Genomic DNA, 16197 nt, shown 5'->3' on the forward strand with positions numbered 1-16197 from the left:
AGTCACCGTTTGGCTTGCCAGCAAAAAGTCACAGGAGTCTAATGGATCTGTTTCATCGGTAACTTCATCACCGTTAGTTACACCGTCTCCATCGCAATCAAGGTTGTCCCAATCTGTGGTTGGTGTTACTGTTTGGCTTGCTAGTAACAAATCACAGGAATCTAAGGGGTCCGTTCCATCCGAAACTTCATCTTCATTCGTTACCCCATCACCGTCGCAATCCAGGTCGTTCCATTCATCGGAAGGAGTTATGGTTTGGCTAGCTAAAATAAAATCACAAGGATCTGAAGGATCTGTTTCATCGGTAACTTCATCCTCATCGGTTACACCATCCCCATCCGTATCCGGATCGCAAGTGGTTGTATCCGGATCTAAATAATTAGGCGTTCCATTACCACTGCAATCGTCATTTGTTGGATCGCCATCACCATCAGCATCCTCATCAGGAGTATCCAGACCATCGCCATCATCATCAATATCCCGGTAGTTGACATCCTCTGTACCATCGGTATCCGGTAAATCAGTTGCAGGGTCTGTTATTTCATCATTTACCACAAAACCATCATTCACATCACTGCCCTCATAGCCATCATCAAGGCCGTCCTCATCGGTATCCGTGCCTGTAAAGGTCTGATCCGGGATCCCATCAAAATTAAAGTCATTCCCTTCATTATTATCAGGCAGCAAATCATTGTCCGTATCGGTATCCAAATAATCAGGTTCATCCGTACCATCCGTATTCTCAGGGGTTAGACCACCTATATAAGCCGAGTTTACACCATCATTAGACACATATGTAGCTTCATCATCTTCATTGGGTAAAATATAGCCACTGGTAGTCTGCGCCTCTATATTGTCTGGTAATCCATCATTATCTGAATCAATATCCAAGTGGTTTGGAAAACCATCGCCATCGCTGTCCAATGGATTGGTTAACGGGTTATCATCAGTATCCAGATTGGGATCTTCTTCCGTATCCAGCAGTCCATCATTGTCATCATCCAGGTCTGATCTATCCTTTACGCCATCCCCATCGGTGTCAGGATCTGTAGTTGTATTTGTAACATCAGGATCCAAATAATCAGGGGTGCCATCGCCACTGGCATCATCGTTGGTAGGATCGCCATCACCATCAGTATCCTCATCAGGAGTATCCAGACCATCGCCATCATCATCAATATCCCGGTAGTTGACATCCTCCGTACCATCGGTATCCGGTAAATCAGTTGCAGGGTCTGTTATTTCGTCATTAACAATATAACCATCATTTATATCACTGCCCTCATAGCCATCGTCTAAGCCATCACCATCTGTATCTGTGCCAGTAAAGGTTTGATCCGGGATCCCATCAAAGTTAAAGTCGTTCCCTTCATTATTATCAGGCACCAGATCATTGTCTGTATCCGTATCTAAATAATCCAACTCGTCCGTACCATCAGTATTCTCCGGAGTAAGGCCCTGATCTCCTGACCCTTCATATGCATTATCCAAGCCGTCCTTATCATCATCCATTCCGGATGGAAGAATATAACCACTTGTGGTCTGTGCCTCTATGTTGTCAGGGAGACCATCATTATCTGAATCTATATCCCTGAAATCTGGATTTGGGTCATTATCGGAATTTATCGGATGGAGTCCTTCTCCAGAACCAGGTGTGTTTTCGTAATGATCATCAAGACCGTTACCATCACTATCCATACCACATGGTGGTTGAAATTCCGCAGTTTCCTGAGCTTCCACATTATCCAGAATACCGTCATTATCTGAGTCGATATCTCTGAAGTCTGGTTGAGAATCTCCATCTGTGTTTACAGGTATCAATCCACCACAACTACCAGGAGTTTCTTCATAATGATCATCCAGGCCGTTACCGTCGGAATCCATACCGCAGGGTGCCTGAAAATCTGCAGTAGTTTGTGCTTCTACATTGTCTAATATCCCATCATTATCACTATCGATATCTAAATAATCAGGATAAGTATCTAAATCTGAATCTATGGGCACTAATCCTCCACAACTACCCGGTGTTTCTTCATAATTATCATCCAATCCGTTGCCATCAGAATCAATCCCGCCAGGGGCGATATAAGCATCCGTTGGTTGTGCTTCAACATTATCTATAATTCCGTCATTATCAGAATCGACATCCAGGTGATTGGGAACCCCATCATTATCCGAGTCCGTTGGATGTGTTAATGGATCATTATCCCCGTCCGGGTTTTTATCTTCTATTGAATCTATTATCCCGTCATTGTCATCATCAATATCTGCATGATCCATTACGCCATCATTATCCGTATCAGTCGCAGTATAGTTGGTCATTAAGGCAAACTCCGCCGGATTGGTGTCAAAAGAAGAAGAAAGGACAAAAACTAGAATGGCAGTTATCAAGGTAAAGCCGAAAGTCGCCTTATCTCGTATTTTGGCTGGGGTAATGTTTTCCATAAATGATAGTTTTCAATTAAACATATCACCATGGCTTTGTAGGAAAAAACTATGTAAGAGATAGGGCTTCTCAAATATATCATTGCAATATATAGTTAAATTACATAGCATCAAATCCATTTGAAAACTTAAGTTATCAAATATCTTTAAATGACCTCAAAACTCGTTAAACGTCCAAAATCCTGATTCCATATTGAGACAAAGTCAGTGCTAAAAAGCTATTAAAAATCCTCAAAAATTCAAAAAACGAAGATTACTGGCCGTTAATCGATAATAACCCTTAAATCAAATATATTAATAATCTTAAATCCATTGGAAACAGACTATTATGTGTTATGAGAATCATTTTAAAAAATTCTTTCTATTCTCCCAGAGCTATATTATTTGCCTTATTTTTGCTCAAATTTTTGCTGTGAGTTTTTTAAAAGAAATAGAAAAGAGAAGAACATTTGGTATTATTTCTCACCCTGATGCCGGGAAAACTACACTTACGGAAAAGTTACTCTTATTTGGAGGTGCAATACAAGAGGCAGGTGCTGTAAAAAATAATAAGATAAAAAAAGCAGCAACCAGCGATTTCATGGAAATTGAACGTCAGCGTGGAATTTCGGTGGCTACCTCTGTGCTTGCATTCTTGTACAAGGATAAGAAGATAAATATTCTTGATACACCAGGCCATAAGGACTTTGCAGAGGACACTTTTAGAACCCTCACGGCAGTAGATAGTGTAATTGTTGTTATAGATGTTGCTAAAGGTGTAGAAGAACAGACCAAAAAATTGGTAGAGGTCTGCAGGATGAGAAATATTCCCATGATCGTATTCATCAATAAACTGGATAGAGAAGGAAAAGACGCTTTTGACCTTTTGGATGAATTAGAACAGGAATTGGGATTAACCGTCACTCCTCTAAGTTTCCCTATTGGCATGGGTTATGATTTTAAAGGTATTTATAATGTTTATGAGAAAAATATTAACCTTTTTAGTGGAGATAGTAAAAAAAACATTTCAGACGTAATTGCATTTGATGATATAACGAGTCCGGAATTAGAGAAAATTATTGGAACTGAGGCTGCTGAAACTTTAAGAGATAATATGGAGTTGGTAAGCGGGGTCTATCCTTCTTTTAACAAACAGAAGTATCTGGAAGGTTCGCTTCAGCCGATCTTTTTTGGTTCTGCTTTAAATAATTTTGGAGTAAAAGAACTTCTCGATTGTTTTATTGAAATAGCTCCATATCCCAGATCGAAAATGGCCGAAGAGCGTCTGGTTCATGCAAATGAAAATGAGCTTTCAGGATTTGTGTTTAAAATCCACGCCAACATGGATCCCAAACACAGAGATCGTTTGGCATTTGTAAAAATTGTTTCAGGAACATTTGAACGCAACAAACCCTATTTGCATGTAAGGCATAATAAGAAATTAAAATTTTCTAGCCCCAATGCATTTTTTGCAGAAAAAAAGGAAATTGTAGATATATCCTATCCTGGCGATATTGTGGGATTGCATGACACCGGTAATTTTAAAATTGGTGATACATTAACAGAGGGTGAAATTTTGCATTATAAAGGTATCCCCAACTTTTCTCCGGAGCATTTCAGATATATCAACAATGCAGATCCGATGAAATCCAAGCAGTTAAATAAGGGAATTGACCAATTAATGGATGAGGGCGTAGCTCAGTTATTTACTTTGGAACTTAATGGCAGAAAAGTTATAGGTACTGTAGGTGCCTTGCAGTACGAAGTAATTCAATACAGATTAGAACATGAATACGGTGCAAAATGTACCTATGAAAATTTTCCTGCTCACAAAGCCTGCTGGGTTGATCCCGAAGATCCTAATAATGAAGAATTTAAAGAATTTATTAGAGTAAAACAGAAATTTCTGGCCAAGGATAAACGCGGCCAATTAGTGTTTTTAGCAGATTCTCAATTTTCATTGCAAATGACTCAACAGAAATATCCCACTGTCAAACTGCATTTTACCTCAGAATTTGAATAATCAGGGCATCGTATGAACTAAAAATTAAAAACCCATGAAGTATTCATGGGTTTTTAGTTAAGCTTCTCCAGTAGGACCGAAATTTAACGGAATTGGAGGTTGTTCGTAATCTTTGATTGTCCCGTGAGCCTTTTCAAAACGACTTACGTTATCATTAAGCGCTTTCAAAAATTTCTTTGCGTGCTGAGGAGTAAGTACAATTCTACTTTTCACCTTCGCTTTTGGTGCTCCAGGCATCATGCTAATAAAGTCGACAACAAACTCTGAAACAGAATGATTTATTATTGCCAAATTGGAATAGATTCCTTCGGCTATTTTTTCGTCCAGCTCAATATTTATCTGTTGTTGTTTCTGATTTTTTTCTTCCATTGTTCACTTCAAAAAATAATCCAATATCACAAACAAAAACCCTCAATTATATAATTGAGGGTTAATGATTTTAAAACTTCAATTCTTCTTTGCGGGCCATAATTTCATCGTACTCCTCTTTTGAACCTACGATTATATTTTCATAATCCCTCATACCGGTACCGGCAGGAATTTTATGACCTACAATAACATTCTCTTTCAATCCTTCCAGGTGATCAATTTTACCACTTACAGCCGCTTCATTTAAGACCTTAGTTGTTTCCTGGAACGATGCCGCAGAAATAAATGATTTGGTTTGTAACGAAGCTCTTGTGATACCCTGTAGAATTGGTGTAGCTGTCGCTGAAACAGCATCCCGCGCAGTCACCAAAGTTTTATCCGCACGTTTCAAGATTGAATTCTCATCTCTCAATTCACGGGGTGTAATTATCTGGCCTGCTTTGAGGTTTTCTGATTCGCCTGCTTCTTCAACTACTTTCTTTCCAAAGATTTCATCATTTTCTCTTATAAAATCGTCTTTGTGTACCAGTTGATTTTCAAGGAATGTAGTATCACCCGAATCCTGAACACGAACTTTTCTCATCATCTGGCGTACAACTACTTCAAAGTGTTTGTCATTAATTTTTACACCCTGGAGACGGTAAACTTCCTGTACTTCATTTACAAGATATTGTTGTACCGCTGAAGGCCCCTTAATTGAAAGGATATCTTCAGGAGTAATTGAACCATCAGATAAAGCCATACCAGCTCGAACATAATCATTTTCCTGGACTAAAATCTGGTTTGAAAGTTTTACCAAATATTTCTTTATCTCACCAAGTTTGGATTCAATAATGATCTCTCTATTACCTCTCTTTATTTTACCAAATGAAACTACTCCATCTATTTCAGATACAACAGCTGGATTAGATGGGTTACGAGCTTCAAATAGTTCAGTTACTCTTGGTAAACCACCTGTAATATCACCAGCTTTAGCTGATTTACGAGGAATTTTTACCAAGATTTTACCTTCTTTAATCTTATCGCCATCATCTACCATTAAATGGGAACCAACAGGAAGGTTGTAGGAACGCAAAACTTCATCCTTTGAATTTAGTATCAATAAGGTAGGAATCAGTTTCTTATTTCTGGATTCTGAAATTACCTTTTCCTGAAACCCGGTTTGTTCATCAATCTCAACCTGATATGTAACTCCCTGCTCAATATTTTCATAAGCAATTTTACCAGGAAATTCCGAAACAATAACCCCGTTATAAGGATCCCATTGGCAAATTACATCTGCCTTTTTTATCTTACTGCCATTTTTAACAAAGATCTGAGAACCATAAGGGATATTGTTGGTACTAAGTGTAATTCCAGTTGTAGCATCAACAATTTTAATTTCAGAAGTTCTTGAAATAACAATATCGACTTTTTTCCCTTCAGAATTCTCACCTTTAACTGTTCTCAAGTCCTCAATCTCCCCAATACCAGCAAATTTAGCCTCAAGTTTACTTTCCTCGGAAATGTTACCTGCAATACCCCCAACGTGGAAAGTACGCAAAGTTAACTGTGTTCCCGGCTCACCAATAGATTGTGCAGCCACAACACCAACCGCTTCGCCTCGCTGTACCATTTTATTGGTTGAAAGGTTTCTACCATAACACTTGGCACATATACCCTTTTCAGCCTCACAAGTGAGTGCCGAGCGAACTTCTACTTTTTCAATAGGTGAAGCCTCCACTTTCTTCACATCAGATTCCAGAATCTGTTGTCCAGCAGTTAATAGCGGTTCTTCAGTTAATGGATTAAATACATCATGTAAAGAAACTCTACCTAATATGCGTTCACCCAGAGTTTCAACAACTTCTTCGTTTTTCTTTAAAGATTCAACCTGTATACCTCTGAGGGTTCCACAATCATCTATATTAACGATGACGTCCTGAGAAACATCCACTAATCGTCTTGTAAGATATCCTGCATCGGCAGTTTTAAGAGCGGTATCTGCAAGTCCTTTACGAGCACCGTGAGTAGAAATAAAGTATTCCAAAATAGACAATCCTTCTTTAAAGTTAGAAAGAATAGGGTTTTCTATAATCTCACCTCCACCTGCAGTAGATTTCTTAGGCTTAGCCATTAAACCACGCATACCTGTTAACTGTCTAATCTGTTCCTTTGAACCCCTGGCTCCAGAATCCAACATCATATACACTGAATTAAATCCTTGCTGATCTTCCCGGATACGCTTCATTGCCAACTCAGTTAACATGGCATTTGTTGAAGTCCAGACATCAATCACCTGATTATATCGTTCGTTGTTCGTGATAAGACCCATATTGTAATTCATCATAATTCCATCTACCTGTTCATTGGCATCAGCAATCATGGTGTGCTTTTCTTTTGGAATAATAATATCTCCAAGACTAAATGACAATCCTCCTTTAAAAGCAAAATCATAACCCATGGTCTTAATCAAATCCAGAAAGGCCGCAGTTTCGGGTACATCTGTAACAGCAAGAATCTTTCCGATAATATCACGTAAAGACTTCTTGTTTAAAACTTCGTTTATATATCCGGCTTCTTCCGGCACAACCATATTAAAAAGTACTCTACCAACAGTAGTAGGAATAATCTGATTTACTAATTCACCTTCCTCATTAAAGTCTTTGGCTCTCACTTTAATCCCGGCATTCAGTTCTACTTTCCCTTCATTAAATGCGATTACTACCTCTTCGTAGGAGTAAAAAGTTAAGCCCTCACCTTTTACAGGAACTTCTTTGGTTGATTTTCGCTCTTTTGTCATGTAATACAACCCAAGAACCATATCCTGTGAAGGTACTGTGATAGGTGATCCGTTAGCCGGATTTAATATATTGTGCGAAGCCAACATCAAAAGTTGGGATTCCAATATAGCTTCAGGGCCTAAAGGCAAATGCACCGCCATTTGATCACCATCAAAATCCGCATTAAAGGCAGTACAAACAAGAGGGTGCAAACGAATTGCCTTACCTTCTATTAATTTAGGTTGAAATGCCTGTATCCCCAATCTGTGTAATGTAGGGGCCCGGTTGAGCAACACTGGGTGTCCTTTTAAAACATTTTCTAAAATGTCCCAAACTACCGGTTCTTTTTTATCAATTATCTTTTTGGCCGACTTAACAGTTTTAACAATACCTCTTTCGATCAGTTTTCTGATCACAAAAGGTTTGTATAGTTCTGCAGCCATATCTTTTGGAAGACCACATTCATATAAGTTCATTTCAGGTCCGACAACAATCACGGAACGAGCAGAATAATCTACCCTTTTACCCAATAAGTTTTGACGAAAACGTCCTTGTTTTCCTTTCAAGGAATCCGAAAGAGATTTAAGCGGTCTGTTTGATTCAGTTTTCACTGCGGAAGCCTTACGCGTATTATCAAAAAGAGAATCAACTGCTTCCTGAAGCATTCGTTTCTCATTTCTTAAGATAACTTCAGGTGCTTTTATTTCCATTAATCGCTTTAAACGATTGTTCCTTATAATTACACGCCTGTAAAGATCATTTAAATCAGAAGTCGCGAATCTACCTCCATCTAAAGGTACCAGTGGACGCAACTCCGGTGGAATAACCGGAATAACCTTCATGATCATCCATTCTGGTTTGTTATCCCTGTTTTCCTGAGATTCTCTTAATGCTTCAACAACCTGAAGTCTCTTCAAGGCTTCCGTTTTACGTTGTTTAGAGGTCTCCGTATTGGCTTTATGCCTTAAATCATAGGATAGTTGTTTCAAATCAATTCGTCCCAGCAAATCAATAAGGCATTCTGCCCCCATTTTGGCAATAAACTTATTAGGATCTGTATCTTCCAAATACTGATTTTCCGGAGGGATAGTATCAAGAATATTTAAATACTCTTCTTCAGTTAGAAAATCTAATTTATGAATCTCCTCTCCCTCAGGACCTTGAGCAATACCCGGCTGAATTACCACATAACGCTCATAATAAATAATCATATCCAGTTTCTTGGAAGGCAATCCCAGGAGGTAGCCAATTTTGTTTGGCAGGGAACGGAAATACCAAATATGAGCAACGGGTACTACTAAATTTATGTGTCCTACCCTGTCGCGACGAACCTTTTTCTCAGTTACTTCAACGCCACATCTGTCACAAACAATTCCTCTATAGCGTATACGTTTGTACTTTCCACACGCACATTCATAATCCTTAACAGGACCAAAAATGCGTTCGCAGAACAATCCATCACGCTCTGGTTTATGAGTTCTATAATTAATAGTTTCAGGCTTTAAAACCTCACCTCGGGATTCTCCTAAAATTGATTCAGGAGATGCCAATCCAATTGAAATTTTATCGAACCTTTTTATTGCGGTATTATCTTTTATTCTAGCCATTATAATATGGTGATAGTAAATTTAAAATATGTAAATAAAACTATTATTCTTCAAGTCTGATGTCTAAACCTAATCCCTTAAGTTCGTGCATCAATACATTGAAAGATTCTGGCAAGCCAGGTTCAGGCATGGTTTCGCCTTTTACAATTGATTCATAGGTTTTGGCACGTCCAATAACATCATCAGATTTTACAGTCAAAATCTCACGAAGGGTAGCAGATGCGCCATATGCCTCTAAGGCCCAAACTTCCATTTCTCCAAAACGTTGGCCACCAAATTGAGCTTTACCTCCTAAAGGTTGCTGTGTAATCAACGAATATGGTCCAATAGAACGTGCATGCATTTTATCATCCACCATATGTCCTAATTTTAACATATAGATTACCCCAACAGTCGCAGCCTGGTCGAAACGTTGCCCGGTTCCTCCGTCATAGAGATAAGTATGACCAAATCTTGGGATCCCCGCTTCATCAGTAAATTCATTAATCTCATCAAGTGTAGCACCATCAAAAATTGGAGTCGCGAATTTCTTATCGAGGTTTTGACCCGCCCATCCCAGAACGGTTTCATAAATCTGGCCAATATTCATACGAGATGGTACACCTAATGGGTTTAATACAATATCTACAGGTGTTCCGTCTTCCAAGAAGGGCATATCTTCATGTCTTACAATACGGGCAACAATACCTTTGTTACCATGACGCCCGGCCATTTTATCACCAACTTTTAGTTTACGTTTTTTAGCAATATAAACTTTTGCAAGCTTCATTATACCAGCAGGTAATTCATCCCCAACAGATATGGTGAATTTATCTCTTCTAAGATTCCCCTGAAGATCGTTCAACTTAATCTTATAGTTGTGAAGCAGGTCGGCTACCAAAATGTTTGTGCCTTTATCAGTAGTCCAGCTACCTCCAACAAGATGGGCAAAATCATCCACTGAATTAAGCATCTTCATGGTATATTTTTTACCCTTAGGTAAAACCTCTTCACCAAGATCATTTAACACTCCCTGAGAAGTCTTCCCATTGATAAGTTTAAACAATTTATCTACCAGGATTTCTTTAAGTTCCTGGAATTTTACCTCATATTCCAGTTCCAGACTGGAAATTGCTTCCTTGTCTTCTGAACGTTTGCGTTTATCCTTAATAGAGCGAGAGAATAACTTTTTATCGATAACAACACCACGCAATGAAGGTGAAGCTTTTAAAGAAGCATCCTTAACATCCCCTGCTTTATCCCCAAAAATAGCACGAAGTAGTTTTTCCTCAGGAGTAGGATCCGATTCACCTTTTGGTGTAATCTTACCAATAAGAATATCCCCAGGTTTTACTTCCGCACCAATTCGTATCATTCCATATTCATCAAGGTCTTTTGTTGCCTCTTCAGAAACATTAGGAATATCGTTAGTTAATTCTTCAGCTCCTAATTTAGTATCTCTAACTTCAAGAGCGTATTCATCTATATGTATAGAAGTAAAGATATCTTCGCGGACTACTTTTTCGGAAATTACAATAGCATCCTCAAAGTTATATCCTTTCCAAGGCATAAAGGCTACTTTAAGGTTTCTACCTAACGCTAATTCCCCTCCTTCTGTAGCATATCCTTCGCAAAGTACCTGTCCTTTTTTAACCTGATCTCCCTTTTGGACGATTGGCTTAAGATTGATACTGGTACCTTGGTTAGTTTTTCTGAATTTAACCAATTGATAGGTCTTGGAATCCTCCTCAAAACTGACCAATTGTTCATTCTCGCTACGTTTGTAATTAATTGTGACCTTTTGAGAATCCACATATTCAATTACGCCATCACCTTCTGCATTTATTAATACTCTTGAGTCTGATGCAACTTGTCTTTCCAATCCTGTTCCAACAATAGGAGATTGCGGTTTCAATAAAGGAACAGCCTGACGCATCATGTTAGAACCCATTAAAGCCCTGTTCGCATCATCGTGTTCAAGGAACGGAATTAAAGAAGCAGAAATAGAAGCAATCTGGTTAGGAGCAACATCGGTATAGTTCACCTCTTTAGGATCCACAACCGGAAAATCTCCTTCTTCCCTGGCGATAACTTTCTCCTGATCTATAGCTCCATTGTTCTTGAGTGGAATATTGGCCTGAGATATTTTCATGCCTTCTTCTTCTTCCGCGCTCAGGTATACAAAATCTTTAGTATCTACTTTTCCACTATCAACCTTGCGATATGGTGTCTCCAAGAATCCCATAGGATTTACTTTGGCAAATACCGCCAGTGATGAAATAAGTCCAATATTTGGTCCTTCAGGAGTTTCAATAGGACATAGTCTTCCGTAATGCGTGTAGTGAACGTCACGAACTTCAAATCCTGCACGTTCTCTTGAAAGTCCACCTGGTCCGAGAGCTGATAATCTTCTCTTGTGCGTAATTTCTGCAAGAGGATTCGTCTGATCCATGAACTGTGATAATTGGTTGGTACCAAAAAATGAATTAATCACAGAGGACAGTGTTTTGGCATTTATCAGATCAATTGGAGTAAATACCTCATTATCTCTTACATTCATTCGCTCACGTATGGTCCTTGCCATACGTGCCAAACCAACACCAAATTGAGATGATAATTGCTCCCCAACTGTTCTAACACGCCTGTTGGAAAGGTGGTCAATATCATCAATTTCTGCTTTAGAATTGATAAGTTCAATTAAATACTTGATTATAGTAATGATATCTTCTTTGGTAAGTACCTGTTTGTCCATACCGATATCCAAACCAAGCTTTTTATTCATTCTGTAACGACCAACTTCACCCAAGTTATATCGTTGATCAGAGAAAAACAATTTATCAATTATTCCACGTGCAGTTTCCTCATCAGGTGGTTCTGCATTACGCAGCTGACGATAAATATGTTCAACAGCTTCTTTTTCTGAATTTGTGGGATCTTTTTGTAAAGTGTTATGAATAATAGCATAATCACTTTGGGCATTATTCTCTTTATGAAGCAAAATGGTTTTGACATCTGCAGCAATAATTTCATCTATATGTTCCTTTTCAAGAACAGTATCCCGATCCAGGACTATTTCATTTCTCTCTATGGAAACAACTTCTCCTGTGTCTTCATCAACAAAATCTTCGTGCCAGGTGTTAAGAACTCTGGCAGCAAGTTTACGTCCTAAGAATTTTTTTAATCCCGTCTTTGAAACCTTTACTTCTTCAGACAGGTCAAAGATCTCCAGAATATCCTTGTCTCTTTCGAAACCTATTGCTCTAAATAAAGTTGTTACCGGTAATTTTTTCTTCCTGTCAATGTAAGCATACATTACGCTATTGATATCAGTAGCAAATTCTATCCAGGATCCTTTAAAAGGAATTACCCTTGCAGAATACAGTTTGGTGCCATTTGCATGAAAAGATTGACCAAAGAATACTCCTGGAGAACGGTGCAACTGCGAAACAACTACTCGTTCAGCACCGTTAATAACGAATGTTCCACTTGGTGTCATATAGGGTATAGTGCCCAAATAAACATCCTGAACAATAGTTTCAAAATCTTCGTGCTCCGGATCGGTACAATAAAGTTTTAAACGCGCTTTTAAAGGTACGCTATACGTTAGACCTCTTTCTATACACTCCTGGATGGAATACCTGGGTGGATCTATAAAGTAATCAAGAAACTCGAGTACAAATTGATTTCTTGTGTCAGTTATTGGAAAGTTTTCCATGAAGGTGTTGTACAAACCCTCATTGCCCCTTTCGTCAGATTTTGTTTCAAGTTGAAAAAAATCTTGAAATGATTTAATCTGAATGTCCAAGAAATCCGGATAGTTCGGAATGTTCTTAGCGGATGCGAAGTTTACTCTTTCAGTCTGTTTTGTGAACATCAATGGACAAAATTTTGAACGTGAATACCAAATATGGGTAGTATATTACATCATATACTATATATAAAAGGGTTTAGGTCTAGCCACCAGACAGGCGGAAAGACCTAAACCAAAACCGTATGGTCATTGCTATTATTTAAGCTCAACTTCTGCTCCAGCTTCTTCCAATGATTTTTTGATTCCTTCAGCTTCGTCTTTAGACACACCTTCTTTTACAGCTTTAGGTGCGCTGTCAACGATATCCTTAGCATCTTTTAATCCAAGGCCGGTTAATTCTTTAACCAATTTAACTACAGCCAATTTAGAACCTCCAGCAGCTGTTAAAACAACATCAAATTCTGTTTTTTCTTCAGCGGCTTCAGCTTCACCTCCTGCGGCGCCACCACCTGCAGCAACTGCAACAGCTGCAGCAGCAGGCTCTATGCCATACTCTTCTTTTAATATATCAGCTAACTCGTTTACTTCTTTTACGGTTAAGTTAACCAATTGTTCTGCGAAATCTTTTAAATCTGCCATTTTTCTATCGTTTAATAAAATTCTTAAATATTCTAGTTTTTAGTGCGTATTAATTATTTTTCAGATAATGTTTTGATGATTCCTGCCAGTTTACCACCTCCGGATTTTAATCCAGAAATAACATTTTTGGCGGGGGACTGCAATAGACCAATAATTTCGCCTATCATCTCCTCTTTGGATTTAATATTAACCAAAGTATCTAAATTCTCATCACCAACATAAATTGCTTCTTCTACAAAAGCGCCTTTTAATAAAGGTTTGTCTGATTTTTTTCGAAAGCTTTTAATAAGCTTAGCGGGCCCATTACCAGTTTCTGAAAACATTAAAGAAGTATTTCCTTTTAATGTTTCAGGTAATTCACCGAATTCCTTTTCGGAGACTTCCATTGCCTTTGCAAGTAAAGTATTTTTTACTACAGACAATTTTATGTTTGCTTTAAAGCAAGCCCTTCTTAATGCAGAGGTTGCCAAGGCATCCAATCCGGAAATATCTGCCAAATAAATCGTTGAATTATCAGCTAACTGAGCCGTCAAATCTTCTATAACGGTTGCTTTTTCTTCTCTTGTCATGATTTTAAAACGTTTACAGTTATACTGCTTTAGGATCTAATTGGAGACTAGGACTCATAGTGCTTGACATATATATACTTTTCATATATATACCTTTTGCCGCAGCCGGTTTTAACTTATTTAAAGTATCCAGCAATTCCTGGGTATTTCCAGCTATTTTATCTGGAGAAAAGGAAGCCTTTCCTATCGCTGCATGTACAATACCGGACTTGTCTACTTTAAAATCTATTTTACCTGCTTTTACATCAGATACCGCCTTAGCAACATCCATTGTTACCGTACCTGTTTTTGGATTGGGCATTAATCCTCTTGGACCTAAAACTCGTCCTAAGGGTCCTAATTTACCCATAACACTTGGCATTGTGATTATTACATCTACATCTGTCCAACCACCTTTAATTTTATCCAAATACTCATCCAAACCAACAAAGTCTGCACCAGCCTCCTTAGCCTCAGCTTCCTTATCTGGAGTTACCAAAGCAAGGACTTTTACATCTTTACCGGTACCATGAGGCAATGTCACAACACCACGTACCATTTGATTAGCTTTACGTGGATCTACTCCTAACCTAATTGCAAGATCGATGCTCGCATCAAACTTTGTATTGGTTATCTCCTTTATAAGCGCAGAAGCTTCTTCAACAGAATAGAGTTTATCTTTCTCTATTTTAGCGTATGCTTCTTTTTGCTTTCTAGTTAATTTTGCCATGTTAAAATTGCTTTTAAGATTTTAAAAAGGTCTTTTCCCTGAAACTTTCAATCCCATAGATCTTGCAGTACCTGCTACCATAGACATTGCGGATTCAACGGTAAATGCATTAAGGTCAACCATTTTGTCCTCTGCAATGTTCTTCACCTGATCCCATGAAACATTCCCTGATTTTACTCGGTTAGGTTCGCCAGATCCTTTCTTAATCTTAGCCGCTTCCAAAAGTTGCACTGCCGCTGGTGGTGTTTTAACAACAAATTCAAATGATTTGTCCTTATATACGGTGATAACAACAGGCAGAATTTTGCCTTGTTTGTCCTGCGTACGAGCATTAAACTGCTTACAGAACTCCATGATGTTAACGCCGGCAGCACCTAAAGCGGGTCCAACCGGTGGCGACGGATTCGCAACACCTCCCCTAACTTGTAGTTTAACTACTTTACTTACTTCTTTTGCCATTGTTTTAAATTAAATTTAAAGCGTGTTATAATTTGGAAGCAACACAACTTTTATATATACGTAACAATATTCTATACTTTTTCTACTTGCATGTAACTCAATTCCAATGGTGTTTTTCTTCCGAAAATTTTCACCATTACTTCCAGTTTCCTTTTCTCCTCATTAATCTTTTCTACCGTACCATTAAATCCATTAAAAGGTCCGTCTATAACCTTAACAGTTTCTCCAAGAATAAATGGTATGGCAACGCTGTCTGTATTTATAGCTAATTCGTCTACTTTCCCCAACATTCGGTTTACTTCTGCCTTTCTCAATGGAACCGGATCACCTCCCTTTGTCTCACCCAAAAAGCCAATCACATTTGTAATGGACCGGATTATATGAATCATCTCTCCACCCAAATTAGCTTTGATCATTATATATCCCGGAAAATAAACCCTTTCTTTGTTTATCTTTTTCCCATTTCTTATCTGTACAACTTTCTCAGTTGGAACCAATACATCTTCCAGATAATCAGCAAATCCATGACGTTCCACTTCGCTTTCTATATAGCCCTTGATCTTATTCTCCTGACCACTGACAGCTCTTACTACATACCATTTCTTTTCTAATACTTCAGACATAGGTCTCAAACTTAATTTATTAAGGTGTTAAAGTAAAGTTGTATAAGTTTGCTGAATACGGTATCTACGCCCCAAGTTGCCAAAGCAAACAATATAGAAAACACGGCAACAATAACCATAAGGTTAGACGATTCCGCCCTTGATGGCAACGTAACATTGTGTCTTAATTCTTCTATGGACTCCTTTATATAAGTTAACATACCTATTATTTTATTCCTTATTAAGAATGCAATTTTAAAATTCAATTACTCGGCCAACAAACTAGACCAAAACTATATATTCT

At 38.3% G+C, this 16197-nt stretch carries 10 protein-coding genes and 1 pseudogene; 1 reads left to right on the forward strand and 10 read right to left on the reverse strand.

The window, feature by feature from the left end; all coding sequences use genetic code 11:
- Nucleotides 1–2445: pseudogene (locus ABJH90_RS04110) on the reverse strand (gliding motility-associated C-terminal domain-containing protein); the annotation flags it as partial.
- A 412-nt stretch (nucleotides 2446–2857) separates the two neighbouring features.
- On the opposite strand from ABJH90_RS04110, the gene ABJH90_RS04115 reads away from it, so the two are divergent.
- Nucleotides 2858–4447, forward strand: a complete 1590-nt coding sequence (locus ABJH90_RS04115; protein WP_348136812.1) for a peptide chain release factor 3 — start codon at nucleotides 2858–2860, stop codon at nucleotides 4445–4447.
- A gap of 57 nt (nucleotides 4448–4504) precedes the next feature.
- Here the strand turns inward: ABJH90_RS04115 and ABJH90_RS04120 are convergent, their stop codons facing one another.
- From ABJH90_RS04120 to secE, 9 genes are all read right to left on the reverse strand, one after another.
- The gene (locus tag ABJH90_RS04120) at nucleotides 4505–4816 is read right to left on the reverse strand and encodes a DUF3467 domain-containing protein (RefSeq protein WP_348136814.1); all 312 of its coding nucleotides are present in this window, start codon (nucleotides 4814–4816) and stop codon (nucleotides 4505–4507) included.
- Between the two features lie 70 nt (nucleotides 4817–4886).
- Complete coding sequence (gene rpoC, locus ABJH90_RS04125) at nucleotides 4887–9185, reverse strand: DNA-directed RNA polymerase subunit beta' (protein WP_348136816.1); 4299 nt, start codon at nucleotides 9183–9185, stop codon at nucleotides 4887–4889.
- A 43-nt stretch (nucleotides 9186–9228) separates the two neighbouring features.
- Nucleotides 9229–13038, reverse strand: a complete 3810-nt coding sequence (gene rpoB / locus ABJH90_RS04130) for a DNA-directed RNA polymerase subunit beta (RefSeq protein WP_348136818.1) — start codon at nucleotides 13036–13038, stop codon at nucleotides 9229–9231.
- Between the two features lie 132 nt (nucleotides 13039–13170).
- Nucleotides 13171–13554 carry a 50S ribosomal protein L7/L12 gene (gene rplL, locus ABJH90_RS04135; RefSeq protein WP_348136820.1) on the reverse strand — a complete coding sequence of 128 codons (384 nt, stop codon included), beginning with the start codon at nucleotides 13552–13554 and terminating at the stop codon, nucleotides 13171–13173.
- Between the two features lie 53 nt (nucleotides 13555–13607).
- The gene (gene rplJ, locus ABJH90_RS04140) at nucleotides 13608–14123 is read right to left on the reverse strand and encodes a 50S ribosomal protein L10 (protein WP_348136822.1); all 516 of its coding nucleotides are present in this window, start codon (nucleotides 14121–14123) and stop codon (nucleotides 13608–13610) included.
- A gap of 19 nt (nucleotides 14124–14142) precedes the next feature.
- Nucleotides 14143–14832 carry a 50S ribosomal protein L1 gene (rplA, locus tag ABJH90_RS04145; RefSeq protein WP_348136824.1) on the reverse strand — a complete coding sequence of 230 codons (690 nt, stop codon included), beginning with the start codon at nucleotides 14830–14832 and terminating at the stop codon, nucleotides 14143–14145.
- 21 nt (nucleotides 14833–14853) lie between these two features.
- Nucleotides 14854–15291, reverse strand: a complete 438-nt coding sequence (gene rplK, locus ABJH90_RS04150) for a 50S ribosomal protein L11 (RefSeq protein WP_348136826.1) — start codon at nucleotides 15289–15291, stop codon at nucleotides 14854–14856.
- Between the two features lie 71 nt (nucleotides 15292–15362).
- Entirely contained in the window at nucleotides 15363–15914 is a 552-nt protein-coding gene (gene nusG / locus ABJH90_RS04155) for a transcription termination/antitermination protein NusG (protein ID WP_348136828.1), read from the reverse strand.
- 11 nt (nucleotides 15915–15925) lie between these two features.
- The gene (gene secE / locus ABJH90_RS04160; protein WP_348136830.1) at nucleotides 15926–16114 is read right to left on the reverse strand and encodes a preprotein translocase subunit SecE; all 189 of its coding nucleotides are present in this window, start codon (nucleotides 16112–16114) and stop codon (nucleotides 15926–15928) included.
- Nucleotides 16115–16197: the final 83 nt, after the last annotated feature.

The organism is Eudoraea sp. (genome assembly GCF_039969275.1).
In the GTDB taxonomy this organism is placed as follows: Bacteria; Bacteroidota; Bacteroidia; order Flavobacteriales; family Flavobacteriaceae; genus Eudoraea.

Excerpts from the sequence above, each read along its gene's own strand:
- ABJH90_RS04120 (WP_348136814.1), bottom strand. The coding sequence starts at position 4,816 with ATGGAAGAAAAAAATCAGAAACAACAACAGATAAATATTGAGCTGGAC.
- rpoC (WP_348136816.1), bottom strand. The coding sequence starts at position 9,185 with ATGGCTAGAATAAAAGATAATACCGCAATAAAAAGGTTCGATAAAATT.
- rpoB (WP_348136818.1), bottom strand. The coding sequence starts at position 13,038 with ATGTTCACAAAACAGACTGAAAGAGTAAACTTCGCATCCGCTAAGAAC.
- rplL (WP_348136820.1), bottom strand. The coding sequence starts at position 13,554 with ATGGCAGATTTAAAAGATTTCGCAGAACAATTGGTTAACTTAACCGTA.
- rplJ (WP_348136822.1), bottom strand. The coding sequence starts at position 14,123 with ATGACAAGAGAAGAAAAAGCAACCGTTATAGAAGATTTGACGGCTCAG.
- rplA (WP_348136824.1), bottom strand. The coding sequence starts at position 14,832 with ATGGCAAAATTAACTAGAAAGCAAAAAGAAGCATACGCTAAAATAGAG.
- rplK (WP_348136826.1), bottom strand. The coding sequence starts at position 15,291 with ATGGCAAAAGAAGTAAGTAAAGTAGTTAAACTACAAGTTAGGGGAGGT.
- nusG (WP_348136828.1), bottom strand. The coding sequence starts at position 15,914 with ATGTCTGAAGTATTAGAAAAGAAATGGTATGTAGTAAGAGCTGTCAGT.
- secE (WP_348136830.1), bottom strand. The coding sequence starts at position 16,114 with ATGTTAACTTATATAAAGGAGTCCATAGAAGAATTAAGACACAATGTT.